Origin of the sequence: Algoriphagus marinus (assembly GCF_001936475.1) — a bacterium.
Taxonomy (GTDB): Bacteria; Bacteroidota; Bacteroidia; order Cytophagales; family Cyclobacteriaceae; genus Algoriphagus; species Algoriphagus marinus.
Map to the genome: position 1 here is coordinate 498555 of NZ_MSPQ01000002.1, position 15735 is coordinate 514289.

A 15735-nucleotide genomic window follows, 5' to 3' on the forward strand; every position below is an offset into this window, starting at 1 on the left:
CTCGAGAAACATTTTCAAACAATCTGATTCTAAAAAAAAGCCCTGAATTTCTTCAGGGCTTTAATCTTTATAGACTCGCTAGCGTTTCATTCAAGGTTTTACTTGGCCTCATAGCTACTGAGGTTAAGTTGCTGTCAGGCTTATAATATCCTCCGATGTCGACTGGCTTGCCTTGTGAGCCATTCAATTCATTGACTATTTGATCCTCATTATCCTTTAGCATTTTTGCCAATGGTGCAAAACGGGATTTCAACTCCATGTCTTTAGATTGAGCCGCAAGTGCCTCTGCCCAGTATAATGCAAGGTAGAAGTGGCTTCCTCTATTATCTAACTTGCCCACTACTCGAGCTGGAGATTTATCATTTTCCAGCCACTTTCCAGTAGCTGCATCCAAAGTCTCTGAGAGAAGGAGTGCCTTATCGTTATGGAATGTTTGTCCCAAATGCTCCAAGGAAACAGCCAATGCCAAAAATTCACCAAGCGAATCCCATCTCAGGTGTCCTTCTTCTACAAATTGCTCCACATGCTTAGGTGCTGATCCTCCGGCTCCAGTTTCAAACAGTCCTCCACCATTCATAAGCGGGACGATTGAAAGCATTTTTGCAGAAGTGCCCAATTCCAAAATCGGAAATAAATCCGTCAGGTAATCACGAAGCACATTACCGGTCACTGAGATCGTATCCATTCCGGCCTTGAGTCTTGCCAAAGAAAAGTTTGTTGCTTCCAAAGGAGACATGATATGGATTTCCAATCCTTTGGTATCGTGATCTAAAAGATATCGATTCACTTTTTTGATCAACTCGGCATCGTGCGCTCGCTCCGGATCTAACCAGAATACCGCCGGTGTGCTGGATAATCTTGCTCTTGTCACAGCCAGTTTCACCCAATCCTGAATTGGAGCATCCTTGGTCTGGCACATTCTCCAAATATCCCCTGCTTCCACTTCATGAGAAATAATTACTTGTCCAGCAGAATCAATCACATCCACTCTTCCAGCAAAAGGGATTTCAAAAGTCTTGTCATGTGATCCATATTCTTCAGCTTTTTGAGCCATGAGACCCACGTTTGGCACAGTTCCCATGGTCGTAGGGTCAAATGCTCCATTTGCTTTGCAAAATTCAATCGTTGCTTGGTAAACCCCAGCATAAGCTCTATCTGGAATCACAGCTTTTGTATCCTGAGCCTTTCCTTCTTTGTTCCACATTTTACCTGAAGTACGGATCATCGCAGGCATTGAGGCATCAATAATCACATCACTTGGCACATGAAGATTAGTGATTCCACGATCAGAATTTACCATCGCCAAATCTGGGCTATCTGCATAGCAAGCATCAATATCAGCTAGGATCTCAGCTTTCTTTTCATCTGGCAATTTCTCAATGCTGGAAAGCAAATCTCCAAAACCATTATTCACATCTACTCCTACAGACTCTAGAGCAGCAGCATGCTTTTCAAAGACTGGTTCGAAAAACACTTTAACCGCATGACCGAAGATAATCGGATCCGAAACCTTCATCATGGTGGCTTTCAAATGGATCGAGAAAAGAACCCCCTCAGCTTTTGCTTCTGCTTTCGCTTTCTTCAAGAAAGCTTTTAGAGCAGAAACACTTAAGGTAGAAGCATCAATGATCTCGCTTTCCAAAAGGTTTAACCCCGTCTTGAGAACTTCTCTTTTACCGTCTGTCCCTATTAATTCTATCGAAATCGCTGTTGCTTTAGGCACTAAATAGGATTTCTCACTTCCATAAAAATCTCCTTCGGACATGCTGGAAACATGTGATTTAGAGTCAGAAGCCCATTTCCCCATTGAATGCGGATGCTTTCGCGCGTAAGCTTTTACTGCCAAAGGAGCTCTTCTATCTGAGTTTCCCTCTCTCAAAACCGGGTTGACCGCTGAGCCTTTGATTTTATCATATTTAGACTTTGCAGTTTTTTCAGCATCAGTTTTAGGCTCTTCTGGATAGTCTGGAAGAGCGAAACCTTGAGATTGAAGTTCTTTTATTGCAGCTTTCAACTGAGGAACCGACGCCGAAATATTAGGGAGTTTCACAATATTGGCTTCAGGAGTCTTAGCTATTTCACCCAATTCAGAGAGGGAGTCGGCCACCTGCTGCTCTGGCTTTAAGTATTCTGGAAAATTCGCCAAAATTCTACCTGAAAGCGAAATGTCTCTTGTCTCCACTTGTACTCCTGCGGAGCTGGTGAAAGCCTGAACAATTGGCAAAAGGGAATACGTGGCGAGGGCTGGCGCTTCGTCTGTCAGCGTGTAAAGGATTTTTGGAGTTTGGTTACTCATTGTTTATTCTAATCTAAAAAGAGTTAAAAGGTACCCGATGGATACTGTATCGAAAGATTTAGAATTGATTTTTCTGAAATCTTTCAGCAAAACGCATTGTCTTCGGGAAAATTCGGGGCTAAAATAAGGAATTTCTACTGGAGACAAATCCCGTTTAAAACAAAGAGTTGGATAAATGATGAAAGTCAGTCTTGAATACTGAATTCGTCCGAGTCCATCCAAGCAGGAAACTTTGATCGATAAGAGTCTAAATCTTCGGCATCCAATTTCACAAATTCGATGCAATCATTTTCCCCTAAAAAAAGTAACTGATTTCCTTTAAAGTCATAAGCTGCAGAATGCCCACAATACGAGATACTATTCCCATCTTCTTCGATCCGATTGACTCCTATTGAATAAGAGAGGTTTTCAATGGCTCTTGCTGGCAAAAGAGCATCCCAAGCTCCCACTCTCGCAGCTGGCCAGGAAGCAACATAAAAAACTAAATCATAGGCTAGCCCATCGGGGCTGCTCGTGTTTCTCGACCAAACTGGAAATCGAAGGTCATAACAAATTTGAGGACAGATTTTCCAACCCTTGAGTTCAAAGATAGGTGTGGTAGATCCAGCGGAAAAAATAGTATCCTCACCAGCCATCCGGAACAAATGTCGCTTGTCGTAATGAGACACCTTACCATCCGGGCTGACCCATAAAAGTCTGTTGTAAAATTTACCCTGATCCTGAATGATCACACTACCGGTGAGCGTTGCCCCCGTTTGAGCGGCCATTTGTTTCATCCATTTGGTCACTCCAAGATTCATCGGCTCAGCCAATTCCTTGGCATCCATACTAAATCCTGTAGGAAACATTTCAGGTAAAATAATCAGATCAGGAGAACTTTTTATCTCCCAGATTTTCTCCTCAAGCATCGCCAAGTTTGCTACTTTATCTTTCCAATAAAGAGCAGTCTGAACTAGTGCAATGTTTAAGAAGGGGGATTTACTCATTTAACTGGGTAGATCATTCGGTAGTCAGTTGAAACTTTTCCTTTACTCACATCGATCAACTTGGACTGGACCAAGCGCTTTTTTAATCCTTTTAGGTAATCTACAAAAAGAATCCCTTCCAAATGGTCGTATTCATGTTGAATCACACGAGCGGTCATTCCTGTAAACTCTTCCTCCTTCAAGTTCCAATTTTCATCGTAATATTCAATGGTGAGTTTTTCGGGGCGGATAATCTCAGCGCGTACCTCAGGAATACTTAAACAACCCTCTTCAAAGCTGTAAGCATCACCGTATTCATCCAAGATAATCGGATTAATAAAGGCTCTTCGGATTCCTTTTTCAGTATCCTCCTCGTCAAGCATCAGACTGCTATCGATGACAAAAAGTCGAATTCCTTGATTGATCTGAGGAGCGGCCAAGCCAACTCCACTTGCATGGTCCATGGTGGCATACATGTCTTTGATCAGTGCATCTATATTTTTTCCTTCTTCAATTTCTTCGGCTTCCTTTTTCAATATTGGATTGCCAAAAGCCACTATAGGATAAATCATTGTCTTTCTAAATAGGATTGTAGGATGATCGCAGCGCTAACTTTATCAAGGTTTCCTGCTTTTTCTTTTCTGTCTTTCTTTTTACTCCCCATAGCAATCATGCTTTGCATGGCCATTTTGGAGGTGAACCGCTCATCAATGAGTTCAATTTTTTTATCTGGAAACAGCTTCTCCAATTGACCTTTCATCGCCATGACTTTTGGAGTCATTTCATTATCAGCCCCATTAAGCCGAATAGGATACCCCAATACCAGCGTATCGACATCTTCTTTGATGCAATAGCTTTTGAGATAAGAAATCAAAGTTGCCGTAGGAATAGTTTCCAGTGGATTCGCCAGCATTTTCAACGAATCGGTAACAGCTAGCCCCGTTCTTTTGGTTCCCAGATCTATCGCAAGTATTCTGGGCATTAGTTGGTTTTGATTTTTTTACGGATTTGACGAAGAACTTCCCGCTCCAGTTCTACTGCTTTGGGAAAGAGTAATTCGTCTTCAATTTTAGCATGGATATGAAGCTCCCGTTCGAAATTTTGAAGCTCGTGATAGAGAACCTTCATCGGAAGTGGTGCATCTTCTTTTAGAAAATAGTCAGCCGTAAGCTTTCGGATTCCTTCCATTTCATCGTCATGGACTTCGTGTTGATCAGCCAAATTGCTGATCGGCTCCTGCTCTAAAATAATAAGGGCATCGTGAATGGAAAAAAGATCCATCTCAATATCCTGAAGCATTTCGATTCGCTTAAAAAGCCTACTTTCTTCCTCATGAATATGGTGAATAAAATCCTCCACGAATAGAGGGAACATAATTCTCAAATCTGCGATTAATGGGCCAAAACCAGGCTCTCCGCTAATTCCAGAAATCAGATTTGAAAGAAATGGCAATTCCTGTCGTACAAAATAATAGTGCTTCTTCTTCAGATAAGCGACTAAAACCTCGATTGGGTTTAAAAATAAATCCTCGTTGGAGGGCTCTCGCTGAAGCGCCCAAGCTTCTAATTCTGCTATCAATTGACTGGCATGGACACGGTGTTTTTTACAGACTTCCTCCAGCGACTGAGTAGGATATTGGTAAAAGCTAATCCCAAAATAATGGAGCACAGCAGCAAAGACATAGTTTTCAGAAACTAAATCTCCCACAAGGGCTTTTTCGAAATCATTTGGAGAACGCATGGACAAAAATAATTTTTTTTAACATAAAAAAGGGGATTAATTTGGTCCAATATCTGTTCCCCCCGTACAAAGATTTGCTAGCTTTATCAAAAGACTTTTTTAACAGAAACTCTTTTAGTCTAGTTTAGTATCTATTATAAGTTGAATTTCAACAGAAAAAGAAAAATCGTGAGCGAGAAGAAAAACACTAAATCCCAGATCCGACTTCCAATAATTTTAGCTTTGGCCATATCAGCAGGTATTTGGATCGGGGCGACTTTTGCTGAGCCAAAAGGAAATCAAAATGATCTTAGAGCTGCCATGTACAAGCTCCAGGAGATCATGACCTATATCAATCGTGACTATGTTGATAGTGTGGATACCAATGAACTTGTTGAATACGGCATTACCAAAATGCTCGAAAACCTGGACCCGCACTCCAGCTATATTCCTGCCCGAGATGCTTCCTTGGCTCAATCCCAACTCGATGGTGAGTTTGACGGGATTGGAGTAGAATTCGGAATTATTCGAGACACTATCTATGTGGTGGCACCTTTGACAGGAGGTCCTTCAGAGGCCTTAGGGATTCAATCAGGTGATCAGATCATCGCTGTGGATGATAAGACTGTGGCAGGAATCGGAATCACCAACCGTGACGTGTTTGAATATCTTCGAGGCCCCAAAGGGTCTAAGGTAAATGTAGATATCAAGCGAAAAAATCAGAAGGATTTGATCCGCTATGAAATCACCCGAGATAAAATACCACAATACAGTATCAATGCTTCATACATGGTCAATGATGAGGTAGGCTATATCAAAGTCACTCGATTTGCAGCCACCACTTATGAGGAATTTCAGCAATCCTTGAATCAGCTAAAAGCGCTTGGAATGAAGAAATTAATCATTGATTTGCAGTCCAACCCTGGCGGATATATGGGAGCAGCGATCAACATGGCTGATGAATTATTGTCTGATCGATCTGTCATTGTATCTCAGGAAGGTAAAGTGAAAGAGTTTAATCAAAAAGCGGTCGCATTCAAGCCTGGAATGTTTGAAAGTGGGCCGGTCATCGTATTGATGAACGAAGGATCCGCTTCTGCCTCCGAGATTTTGGCAGGCGCTATTCAGGACAATGATCGAGGCCTAATTGTAGGAAGAAGGTCATTTGGTAAAGGTCTAGTACAAATGCCAATTGATTTGTCAGACGGTGCTGAATTAAGATTGACTATTGCAAGATATTATACACCTTCAGGAAGATCCATCCAGAAACCTTACGGCGAAAACTATGAGGCATATGAAAGAGACTGGATTGAAAGATATGAGCATGGAGAATTCTTTTCTGCAGATAGTATCAAATTCAATGACAGCTTGAAGTACGAAACTAAAAAAGGCCGTACAGTCTATGGCGGAGGTGGCATCATGCCAGATTACTTTGTGGGACTGGACACAACAATGAACAGTGCTTATGTAAGCAGACTCTTTAACTCAGATGCTACTAGAGAATTCATCTTGGACTATGTAAATGAGAATAAATCCAAGTTTGCAAACATGGATTTGGAAGAATATTACACCTCTTATACTGTGACAGATCAAATGTTAAAAAAGGTCACTGAGTATGGTACAAAAAATAAGGTCGAGTTTGACGCAAAGGATTTTGGTAAGTCGAAAGAATACCTAAGAATTCTAATGAAAGCACACCTTGGAAGACAGCTTTATGACGATAATGCTTTCTACAAAGTAGTCAACGACATCAATGAAGTTTATATACAAGCTTTAAAGTTATTTGGGGAGGCAGAGCGAATTGCATTGGCAACTGACTTGACCCCATCGAATGAGGAATAAAGAAATCTAAATCCCTGGATTTAAAGAGCAGCACGAAAGTCCTGCTCTTTTTTTATTAAAAATGTTTCAATCCTCCTCAAAAATCCTAACCTTAGAAATCATTTAAACCCAAAGAAAATCTATGAAAGCGCTATTCACTCTTCTTTTTATTGGAATAACCATGACAACTTTTGCTCAAATAAAAGTCAACCACATCGCAGTCCATGTAAGTAAGCTAAAACCCAGCATGGAATTTTATGAAAATATCGTAGGTCTAAAAGCCATTGAAGAACCATTTAAAGATGGGCTTCACGCTTGGTATGATATAGGGGGTGGAGCTGCACTACATCTAATCGAGGCACCAAATGTCCCTACTGAAATATCTAAAGTGAATCACCTTTGCTTTAGCATGAAGGACATGGATGCTTTCATTCAAACCTTAAAAGACACCAATTATCCTTTTGAAAGCTGGCAAGGTGAAAAAAGCAAAGTGACCATTCGAGTTGATGGTATTCGTCAGATTTACATTCAAGATCCTGATGGCATGTGGCTGGAAATTAACGATGATTTTTGAAATTGAGCTACTAGAATAATGTTTTTATAAAAGCAAAAGCCCGAAGGTGGATCTTCGGGCTTTTGCTTTTTATTTACTTTTGATATAAAGCCTGTGGCCAATGATCGTTTCCAAGATTAATATCCGGAAGAATTTTATCAGGATCAATGGTAACTCCTTTAATCGTTTTAGTCGTTTTGATGAGGTGATTCCAAGTATCTCCTCTTTGCCAGATTTCTACAGGGAGCATTTGTCGCTCTGAGGAACCGTCTTCGTAAGTGATTTCAATCAATACAGGCATTGGAATTTCACCTTTATTTGAAAGAACCGCCACGTAGTTTCCAGCATAAGGAATTACTCCATTGATTCCCAAATCAATATTCCCATTACCATAAAACCATCCCTGCCAAAACCAGCTTAGATTTTCTCCAGCAACATTTTCGATGTGATTGAAGAAGTCTTGAGGGAGTGGATGCTTATAGGCCCAAGCGTTAATGTAGGATTTGAATGCGTTGTCAAATCGCTCCGGACCTAGAATGTATTCGCGAAGCATTAGCAATCCCATTGCAGGTTTATTGTATGCGATCATCCCCAAATTACCGACATTTGAGACGTCAGGATAAGTATCTATCCCTTCCCGAGCTTCATTTGTGAAGTAATTCAAATAGCGACGGGTCTCATTCAAGTTGGAAGGAAACTCCCCATTATTGAAAGCATTCGAGCTGTAATGGTTAATAAAAGTGTTAAAACCTTCATCCATCCAGGCGTATCTTCTTTCATTGGAACCAACGATCATCGGAAACCAGTTGTGGCCAAACTCATGATCGGTTACTCCCCATAGTCCAGCTCCTTTAGAGTTGTAAGAGCAGAAATTCAAGCCTGGATATTCCATACCCCCGATATCTGCCGCTACATTCGTAGCTGAAGCATAAGGGAATTCATACCACATTTCGGAATAATGCTCAATCGAAGCTTTGCTGTATTCTGTAGATCTGGTCCATGCCCCTACGCCATCAGATTCTTTTGGATAGACGGATTGTGCCAGAATGGTTTTGCCACTAGGAAGATTGATTTTGGCTGCATCCCAGATGAATGCTCTGGACGTAGCAAATGCTACATCTCTGGAGTTTTCAATTTGAAAATGCCAGGTAACCGTCCCATCCTGTTTTGGTCTGGTCAGTTCCGTGTTTTTGATTTCCTCTGGAGTAATCAAATACACTGTCTCATCACTTGCCTGCGCTTTTTCATAGCGATTTTGAAGTTCCTTGGAAAGAACTTCTTTTGGATTCATGAGTTTTCCAGAGCCAACTACAATATGATCGTAGGGCACAGTTACCTTGTAATCGAAGTTACCATACTCCAAATAAAACTCACCTGCTCCAAGGTAGGGTTCTACATTCCATCCCTCCACATCATCGAAAACAGCTACTTTAGGATACCACTGGGCAAAGGCATAGATCCAACCGTCTTCGACTTTAAGTCTTCCCATTCGATCCATTCCCTCTTGAGGAACTTTAAAAGAAAAATTCATCGAAATGGTTGCCTTACCACCTTTGGCAGGGATTGGCTCAGCAAACCAAACCTGCATCCGAGTATCGTTTACAAGATACTTAGATGAGTTTGCACCCTTCGAGCCGACCTTGGCTATGAGGTTAGTCACTTCATAACCCCCATCTGTGTCACCATTGTAGCGGTTGCCCTGAATAGGCGTGGTCAATGTACCTCTTGAATCTGCCGTGAATCTGTTTTGCTCCATTTGCAACCAAACAAAGTCCAAAGCTTCGGGACTATTGTTAGTATAGGAGATAGTAACTTTTCCAGTTAACACATGATTCACATCATCCAAACTCACTTCAAGCTGATAGTCTGCAGCATTTTGCCAATAGCCCACTCCGGGCTTTCCAGATGCAGCTCTAAAATAGGACCCTTTACGATCCATAAATTCTCCGAAGTCTTTCTGATTGTTTTCTCTCGCCTCTTGGGCTATGACTTTGTTAATTCCTGAAAAACTTAACCCCGCAAGGATTAAGCACAACATTATATTTTTTCTCATATCAATTTATTTCAGTCTCAAAAATACGTAATCATGAGGTACACGCACTGTTTTTTTCTATCAACGGAAAGTCCTTTAACTAATTTTTAGAAAAAAGACAATCTTGGATTAGGGAATATTTCCTGCCAATTTCGGACCTCGAAACAACAAGAGATAATGAAAATCTTCACAGGTTTAGTAATTGGCTTAATTCTACCCCACCTGGCAATCGCCCAAACTGACACAACTGCTACCAAACTAGACGAAATTATAATTCAAGAAAATCGTATTCAGATCCCTTTTTCAAAGCAGAGTCGAAATATTACTGTCATAGACAAATTCCAGTTGGAGACATCGCCTGCCAGGAGTCTTCAGGAAGTATTGGCTTTTGTCCCTGGAGTGGATGTGAGGCAAAGAGGAGTCACAGGAGTACAGGCAGATATTGGGATCCGTGGGGGTTCATTTGAGCAGACTTTGATGCTACTCAATGGAATCAAACTCTCTGACCCACAGACGGGGCATCATATGATGAACATTCCGGTACCCATGGTGAATATCGATCGGGTGGAAGTCTTGAAAGGACCAGCTTCACGGATCTTTGGACAGAATGCCTATGCAGGAGCAATCAACGTTATTACTCAACTTTCTGATGAGCGATTTGTCCGGATTCAAGGCTATGCAGGCGATTTTGGGATGACAGGAATCAATTTTGCAGGTTCGCTTCCAGTGGGGAACTACAAGCAAAATCTAGCGGTATCTTATGATGATTCCAATGGACACCAATATAACTCTGATTACAAAGCCAGTAACTTTTTCTATGAAGGGGGAATAGATCTAAATAAACAAAACTCCCTCCGAGGCATGATCGCTTACACCGACAGGACTTTTGGTGCGAATGGATTTTACACCTCGACTTTTCCGGATCAATGGGAAAGTATTCAGACTACTTTAGCTTCATTAAGTCATACCATTTCCTTGGAAAAATTTAGACTTAATACCAGAGGCTATTGGAGAAGGAATGTCGATGAATTCAGACTTCGCAGAAACGAACCTGCCTTTTTCCAGAATAACCATACCACAGACGTGTTTGCTTTGGAGGCAAACGGGAGCTTTGAAAGCAAACTAGGTACTACCGGTTTTGGATTGGAAACTAGGAAAGAATCCATTGAAAGCAACAATCTTGGAAACAGAGAACGGAATCTAATGGGAATTTTCCTAGAGCAACTTGTAAATCTAGGATCCAAAGTAGATCTGCGAGGCGGAATCTATTCCAACTACTATTCAGAATATGGCTGGAAGCATTTCCCGGGAGCGGAAATAGGTTTTCGAGCAAATCAAAACCTTCGATTCTATTCAGGTTATGGAGCAAGCTTTCGAATCCCAACCTACACAGATTTGTATTACGTTGGACCTACGAATATTGGAAATGACCAACTGGTGCCAGAGGAGGCTCAGAATGTGGAATTCGGAGCGAAATATTCCAAAGGAAACCTGAGCGCTGAGGCAGCTTATTTCATCCGATCCACAGACAATCTGATCGAATGGACTAGACCTAATGAAGCTACGCCTTGGCAGCCCCAAAATTTCAATAAGGTCGATTTTAAAGGTTTAGAGATTTCCCTGAACTATCGTGTAAACCCAACTGGGAAACCTATTCAAATCAAAGAGCTAAACCTTTCCTACAACTATATCGACGCCTCTCTTAATGAGCAGCCTGGAATAGAAACTCGCTATGCCTTAACTGCTTTGAAAAATCAACTTATTGGAGGAATTCTGATTGGAATCGGGTCAAAGGCAGAATGGAATACGAAAGTCAGAAATGTAGAGCGAATGAGTCAGGATCCATATTTCCTTTTGGACATGCGGGTGGATTATAACCGAACTGGCAAAATAGGATTCTTTGCGGAAGCATCGAACATCACCAATACAGATTACATCGAAGCTGGAACTGTCCAAATGCCTGGAAGGTGGTTTAGAGCGGGATTTATGTTGAATTTGGAATAAGCTAACGGAAGCGAGGAAGTACACATTAAAATTAACTCCTCATTATCAAGGGATTGTTTAAAAGCTCTAAAAAAAAGAGAGCCAAAATTTGCCTGCTTTGAATTTCAAATTACCTTTGCATTCCGTTTCGAAAGGAAAAGGAAATTAAGATGGGAGTTTAGCTCAGCTGGTTCAGAGCATCTGCCTTACAAGCAGAGGGTCGGGGGTTCGAATCCCTCAACTCCCACATCTTACTCGTTAAATTAAATTTTAATTACCAATTTTCTCGGGAGTTTAGCTCAGCTGGTTCAGAGCATCTGCCTTACAAGCAGAGGGTCGGGGGTTCGAATCCCTCAACTCCCACATAGCCTTAGAAATTATTCTAAGGCTTTTTTTATGTCAAATGGCTTGTCACTTTTACATATTGCACTCCATCCTATTAGACAAGTTCTATGTAGGACACACCTGCGAAACATTAGCAGAGAGATTAAGAAAACATCTTTCTGATCACTCAGGCTTCACTGCAAAAACCAAAGATTGGGCAGTGGTATATCATGAAGATTATCCAGACAAAACTTCTGCATATGCTAGAGAAAGATCTGTCAAAGCATGGAAAAGTAAAAAAATGATCACCGAACTAGTCAACAGTTCGAAATAACATTTATATGAAGTTTGAATCAGATGATTCTTAGCATTCCGATGCAATCGGAAGGGTCGGGAGTTCTCCCGAAAGCTTTCGGGACCCAACTCCCACATTCAATCCCGAAATTCTCGGGATTTTTTTTTGCCTGATTTTACCCATCTTCTTCTATTTAACAACTTTTAACTTAGAGCATAGTTTTACAGACCTGTTATTGGGTAATATGTCTATTATTCCAATCTCTAGCTTTATGAAAACCATCCTTTTATACTTTACACTTTTTTACTTTGCTACAGCAGCAACTAGTCTTGGACAATCTCTAGAAGAACAGCTCTTAGGAAAATGGAAACTTGTTCATGATGAGGGAATGGAAGCCTTTCTTAATTCACTATTTATTCTACAGCAGCCCAGAGAGGAGTACAATAAGATTGTAGCCGTTACAAATAGGGTATTGGAAAACTCCTACATGGATTTTTACAGTTTGGACTCGATGACCTCAACCGTAATCGATCGGAAAGACATCATTCAGGATAAATCGGTTTGGAATATCGGAAAAGCTGATTCAGTCATCACTTACCAAATTCGATTTCCGCCTTATACCCAACAATCAAAAGTTCTAAAGATCAATGAGAATGAACTAATCCTAGTCTATATCAGTCAAAAGCAAAATATCCCGACATTAAAGAGTACTTATAAAAAAGTTGAGTCATATTAAAAATATGAGCTGCTTTAAAAAATTAAGGCCAAAGAATCTGAATCTTTGGCCTTAATTTTTTACAAATCCTCTTCGACTTAAATATCAAACTTAATCCCTTGTGCCAATGGCAATGCAGTCGAATAATTAATGGTATTCGTTTGGCGTCTCATGTAAGCTTTCCAAGCATCTGAGCCGGACTCTCTTCCTCCACCAGTTTCTTTTTCACCGCCAAATGCACCGCCTATCTCAGCTCCTGAAGTCCCAATATTTACATTGGCGATCCCACAATCCGATCCTGAAACCGCAAGGAAAGCCTCAGCCTCTCGCATTTTCAAAGTCATAATCGCAGAAGAAAGTCCCTGTGGAACTCCGTTTTGAAGCTCAATTGCCTCAGCTATCGTATCATATTTAATTAAATATAATATTGGAGCAAAGGTTTCATGCTGTACTATTTCATAGTGATTTTCCGCTTCGAAGATTGCAGGCTTTACGTAGCAGCCAGATTCATAGCCTTCACCAGTCAATACTCCGCCATCTACCACGGCTTTTGCTCCCTCTGCTTTCGCTTTTTCTATCGCTGCTAGATACATATCAACAGCAGCTTGATCTATGACGGGACCCACATGATTCTTTTCATCAAGCGGATTTCCGATAACCAATTTAGAATAGGCTGCCGCTAATCTTGTTTTCACAGTTTCGTATATAGAAGAATGGATGATCAGCCTTCGTGTACTTGTACATCGCTGTCCAGCAGTACCCACAGCTCCAAAAAGTGATCCTCTGATTGCAATTTCCATATCCGCATTTTCGGTGATGATTATTGCATTATTACCGCCTAATTCCAACAATGATCTACCCAGTCTTTCTCCAACTGCCTTACCTACCAACTTCCCCATACGGGTAGAACCAGTCGCGGAAACCAAAGGCACTCGCTTGTCATGCGAAAGCAACTCCCCTACTTTATAATCTCCATTAATCAAGCAAGAAATCCCTTCGGGCATATTATGCTTCGCAAAAACTTCAGCCGCAATCAATTGACAGGCCACACCCGAAAGAGGCGCTTTCTCAGACGGCTTCCAAACGCAGACATCGCCACAGACCCAAGCCAAAGCTGCATTCCAAGACCAAACGGCAACTGGGAAGTTGAAGGCTGAAATGATCCCAACGATACCAAGTGGATGCCACTGCTCATACATCCGATGTCCTGGACGCTCTGAATGCATCGTTAGTCCGTATAGTTGTCTAGAAAGCCCCACGGCAAAATCACAGATATCAATCATTTCCTGAACCTCTCCCAAACCTTCCTGGTAAGATTTCCCCATTTCATAGGAAACCAATTTACCTAGGTCAGCCTTTTTTTCGCGAAGTGCATTTCCGATCTCTCGGACGATTTCACCTCGTTGTGGAGCTGGCACATTCCGCCAAGTTTCAAATGCTTTCTGAGCTTGAGCAATGATCGTTTCATAGGTTTTTTCATCGGCAACCTGAACCTTTCCAATCACTGCTCCGTCGGCTGGTGACATTGAAGCAAAGTATTCGGTCTTGGAATCTATCCATTTTTGTCCTGTCGAACTTCCCGGATTTTCATCTTTCAAGCCCAAATTATTGAGTGATTCTTTGATGCCAAATTGATCTTTCATAGTAATATTCCTTTTTTCTTACCCCAAAGCTAAAAAATTACAGGCAAAGGACTTTACCAAAACTCTAATCCTTTTTTAAAAGTCGCATCGGATTGATTTTGCGAAAGCTTTTTTCAAATCTAGGGCCTGCACCTAACTTATAGATAATATTAAAGCGAATGTTGCCCGTATTTACGGCCTGATCAAAAGACTCTACTTTGATGAGGTTTAGATTTTTATAAACAGCATTTGCGTTGATGGAAAATTTTTGATCATTATATCCTAAAAATACCCTGGCATAATAAGTTGGTACAGAACCCCATTTTCGATATTCGATTCGATTTTCCCATTCAGCAAAACCAACGCTTAAATTAACCGACCCAAGAGCGGTCACATAAAACCCTTTTCCAAAAACCAAAGTAGCAGCAGCACCGGCATTTGGACCAAATTGAAAATAATTTGATCGATTAAAGTTCAAAATATCGAGGTTTTCAGTCGAGGGAAGTAATAAAGAATCACCTTTCATTGAACCTCCATAAACTTCAAAACCAAGAAATGGTGAAAAGGCCGGTTTCTTTTGTACTGCAGACTGATTAAATGCTGCTGCTAATGAGATCCGCTCCCCTCGAAACATATAATGGAAATTTACCCCAACCGAATTCAACCTCATATCCTCTCTTAAATAATTTTCTGTTGAATTTTTTAGAAAATTATTCCGAATTGAGTAACCACGGTAAAACTGTCCGAAGAAATCAATTATCATCCTTCTTGGATAAACATGTGATTGAAGATCCAAAAATCTAGGCCAGTCCTCGTATCGATTGGGATTTAAAAACCCCACAGGCACAGCAAGGTTCAAAGTGAACCTTTGATGGGTAATACCAACTCCAAGGTTCAAACCTGAATTGGGTTGATACACATATTTATGATTCTCATCCGGAACCCTCAAAACAAAATTGGTAAATTTTCTAGATAGGTAGAGCCTTAAGTTTATTTGTTCAGGATGTGATTCGACATAGGCCGTATCAAAAGTTGGCTTTGAAGTTTGTCCTTGAGCACCAATAAAAGATATCAGAAAAATAAAAAGAAGCAGGATTTTACGATTGGTCATCCACAGGGTTATAATGTTTATTCAAGTTGGATGAAAATTTGAGAATATTAGGCAACAAAAAAAAATCCGGACCTTGATCCGGATTTTTTTTAAAACAGTTAGAGTTCGAAAAATGATTTAATATTAACTATCAAAAAACATAGTATGCTATAAAAGTTGTTTAATCACCGGAATTAATTTAGGACTTATCTCAATCATTACAAATGGTTTAGCTGTTTTTTTTTGAAAAAAAGAACAATACGATTGCTGAGAATCCTATTTTTAGAATATTTGAATAATTCATCCAGAACCTATTTCTG

The 15735-nt window shown here is 40.7% G+C and carries 13 protein-coding genes and 2 tRNA genes; 7 read left to right on the plus strand and 8 right to left on the minus strand.

What is annotated here, in order from left to right:
- Nucleotides 1-67: 67 nt before the first annotated feature.
- The 5 genes from BVC88_RS06605 to BVC88_RS06625 form a co-directional block, all read right to left on the minus strand.
- On the minus strand, nt 68-2296 hold the full coding sequence (locus tag BVC88_RS06605) for an NADP-dependent isocitrate dehydrogenase (RefSeq protein WP_075349843.1): 2229 nt from the start codon (nt 2294-2296) through the stop codon (nt 68-70).
- 185 nt (nt 2297-2481) lie between these two features.
- Entirely contained in the window at nt 2482-3282 is an 801-nt protein-coding gene (locus BVC88_RS06610; protein WP_075349844.1) for an amidohydrolase, read from the minus strand.
- Nucleotides 3279-3833, minus strand: coding sequence for a peptide deformylase (def, locus tag BVC88_RS06615; protein ID WP_075349845.1), 555 nt, complete (start codon nt 3831-3833; stop codon nt 3279-3281). Before def ends, BVC88_RS06610 begins: the two co-directional genes overlap by 4 nt.
- On the minus strand, nt 3830-4243 hold the full coding sequence (gene ruvX / locus BVC88_RS06620) for a Holliday junction resolvase RuvX (protein WP_075349846.1): 414 nt from the start codon (nt 4241-4243) through the stop codon (nt 3830-3832). Before ruvX ends, def begins: the two co-directional genes overlap by 4 nt.
- Complete coding sequence (locus BVC88_RS06625; protein ID WP_075349847.1) at nt 4243-5001, minus strand: hemerythrin domain-containing protein; 759 nt, start codon at nt 4999-5001, stop codon at nt 4243-4245. Before BVC88_RS06625 ends, ruvX begins: the two co-directional genes overlap by 1 nt.
- Nucleotides 5002-5169: 168 nt before the next feature.
- Between BVC88_RS06625 and BVC88_RS06630 the strand changes: the two genes are divergently transcribed.
- Nucleotides 5170-6822, plus strand: coding sequence for a S41 family peptidase (locus tag BVC88_RS06630; RefSeq protein WP_075349916.1), 1653 nt, complete (start codon nt 5170-5172; stop codon nt 6820-6822).
- Nucleotides 6823-6943: 121 nt separating this feature from the next.
- Entirely contained in the window at nt 6944-7375 is a 432-nt protein-coding gene (locus BVC88_RS06635) for a VOC family protein (RefSeq protein WP_075349848.1), read from the plus strand.
- Nucleotides 7376-7448: 73 nt separating this feature from the next.
- On the opposite strand, the gene BVC88_RS06640 is transcribed toward BVC88_RS06635, so the two are convergent.
- Complete coding sequence (locus BVC88_RS06640) at nt 7449-9407, minus strand: M1 family metallopeptidase (protein ID WP_075349849.1); 1959 nt, start codon at nt 9405-9407, stop codon at nt 7449-7451.
- Between the two features lie 156 nt (nt 9408-9563).
- On the opposite strand from BVC88_RS06640, the gene BVC88_RS06645 reads away from it, so the two are divergent.
- The 5 genes from BVC88_RS06645 to BVC88_RS06665 all read left to right on the plus strand — a co-directional run bounded on the left by BVC88_RS06645 (nt 9564) and on the right by BVC88_RS06665 (nt 12724).
- A complete protein-coding gene (locus BVC88_RS06645; protein WP_075349850.1) occupies nt 9564-11390 on the plus strand; it encodes a TonB-dependent receptor plug domain-containing protein in 1827 nt (608 codons plus the stop codon).
- Nucleotides 11391-11541: 151 nt separating this feature from the next.
- Nucleotides 11542-11616 (plus strand) — tRNA-Val (locus BVC88_RS06650).
- 41 nt (nt 11617-11657) lie between these two features.
- Nucleotides 11658-11732, plus strand: a tRNA-Val gene (locus BVC88_RS06655).
- Between the two features lie 40 nt (nt 11733-11772).
- Nucleotides 11773-12027, plus strand: coding sequence for a GIY-YIG nuclease family protein (locus tag BVC88_RS06660; RefSeq protein WP_075349851.1), 255 nt, complete (start codon nt 11773-11775; stop codon nt 12025-12027).
- 232 nt (nt 12028-12259) lie between these two features.
- Complete coding sequence (locus BVC88_RS06665; protein WP_139316533.1) at nt 12260-12724, plus strand: hypothetical protein; 465 nt, start codon at nt 12260-12262, stop codon at nt 12722-12724.
- A 77-nt stretch (nt 12725-12801) separates the two neighbouring features.
- Here BVC88_RS06665 and amaB read toward each other — a convergent pair whose 3' ends face one another.
- A complete protein-coding gene (gene amaB, locus BVC88_RS06670; protein ID WP_075349853.1) occupies nt 12802-14346 on the minus strand; it encodes an L-piperidine-6-carboxylate dehydrogenase in 1545 nt (514 codons plus the stop codon).
- A 64-nt stretch (nt 14347-14410) separates the two neighbouring features.
- Nucleotides 14411-15436, minus strand: coding sequence for a DUF4421 domain-containing protein (locus tag BVC88_RS06675; protein WP_083639027.1), 1026 nt, complete (start codon nt 15434-15436; stop codon nt 14411-14413).
- Nucleotides 15437-15735 lie beyond the last annotated feature (299 nt).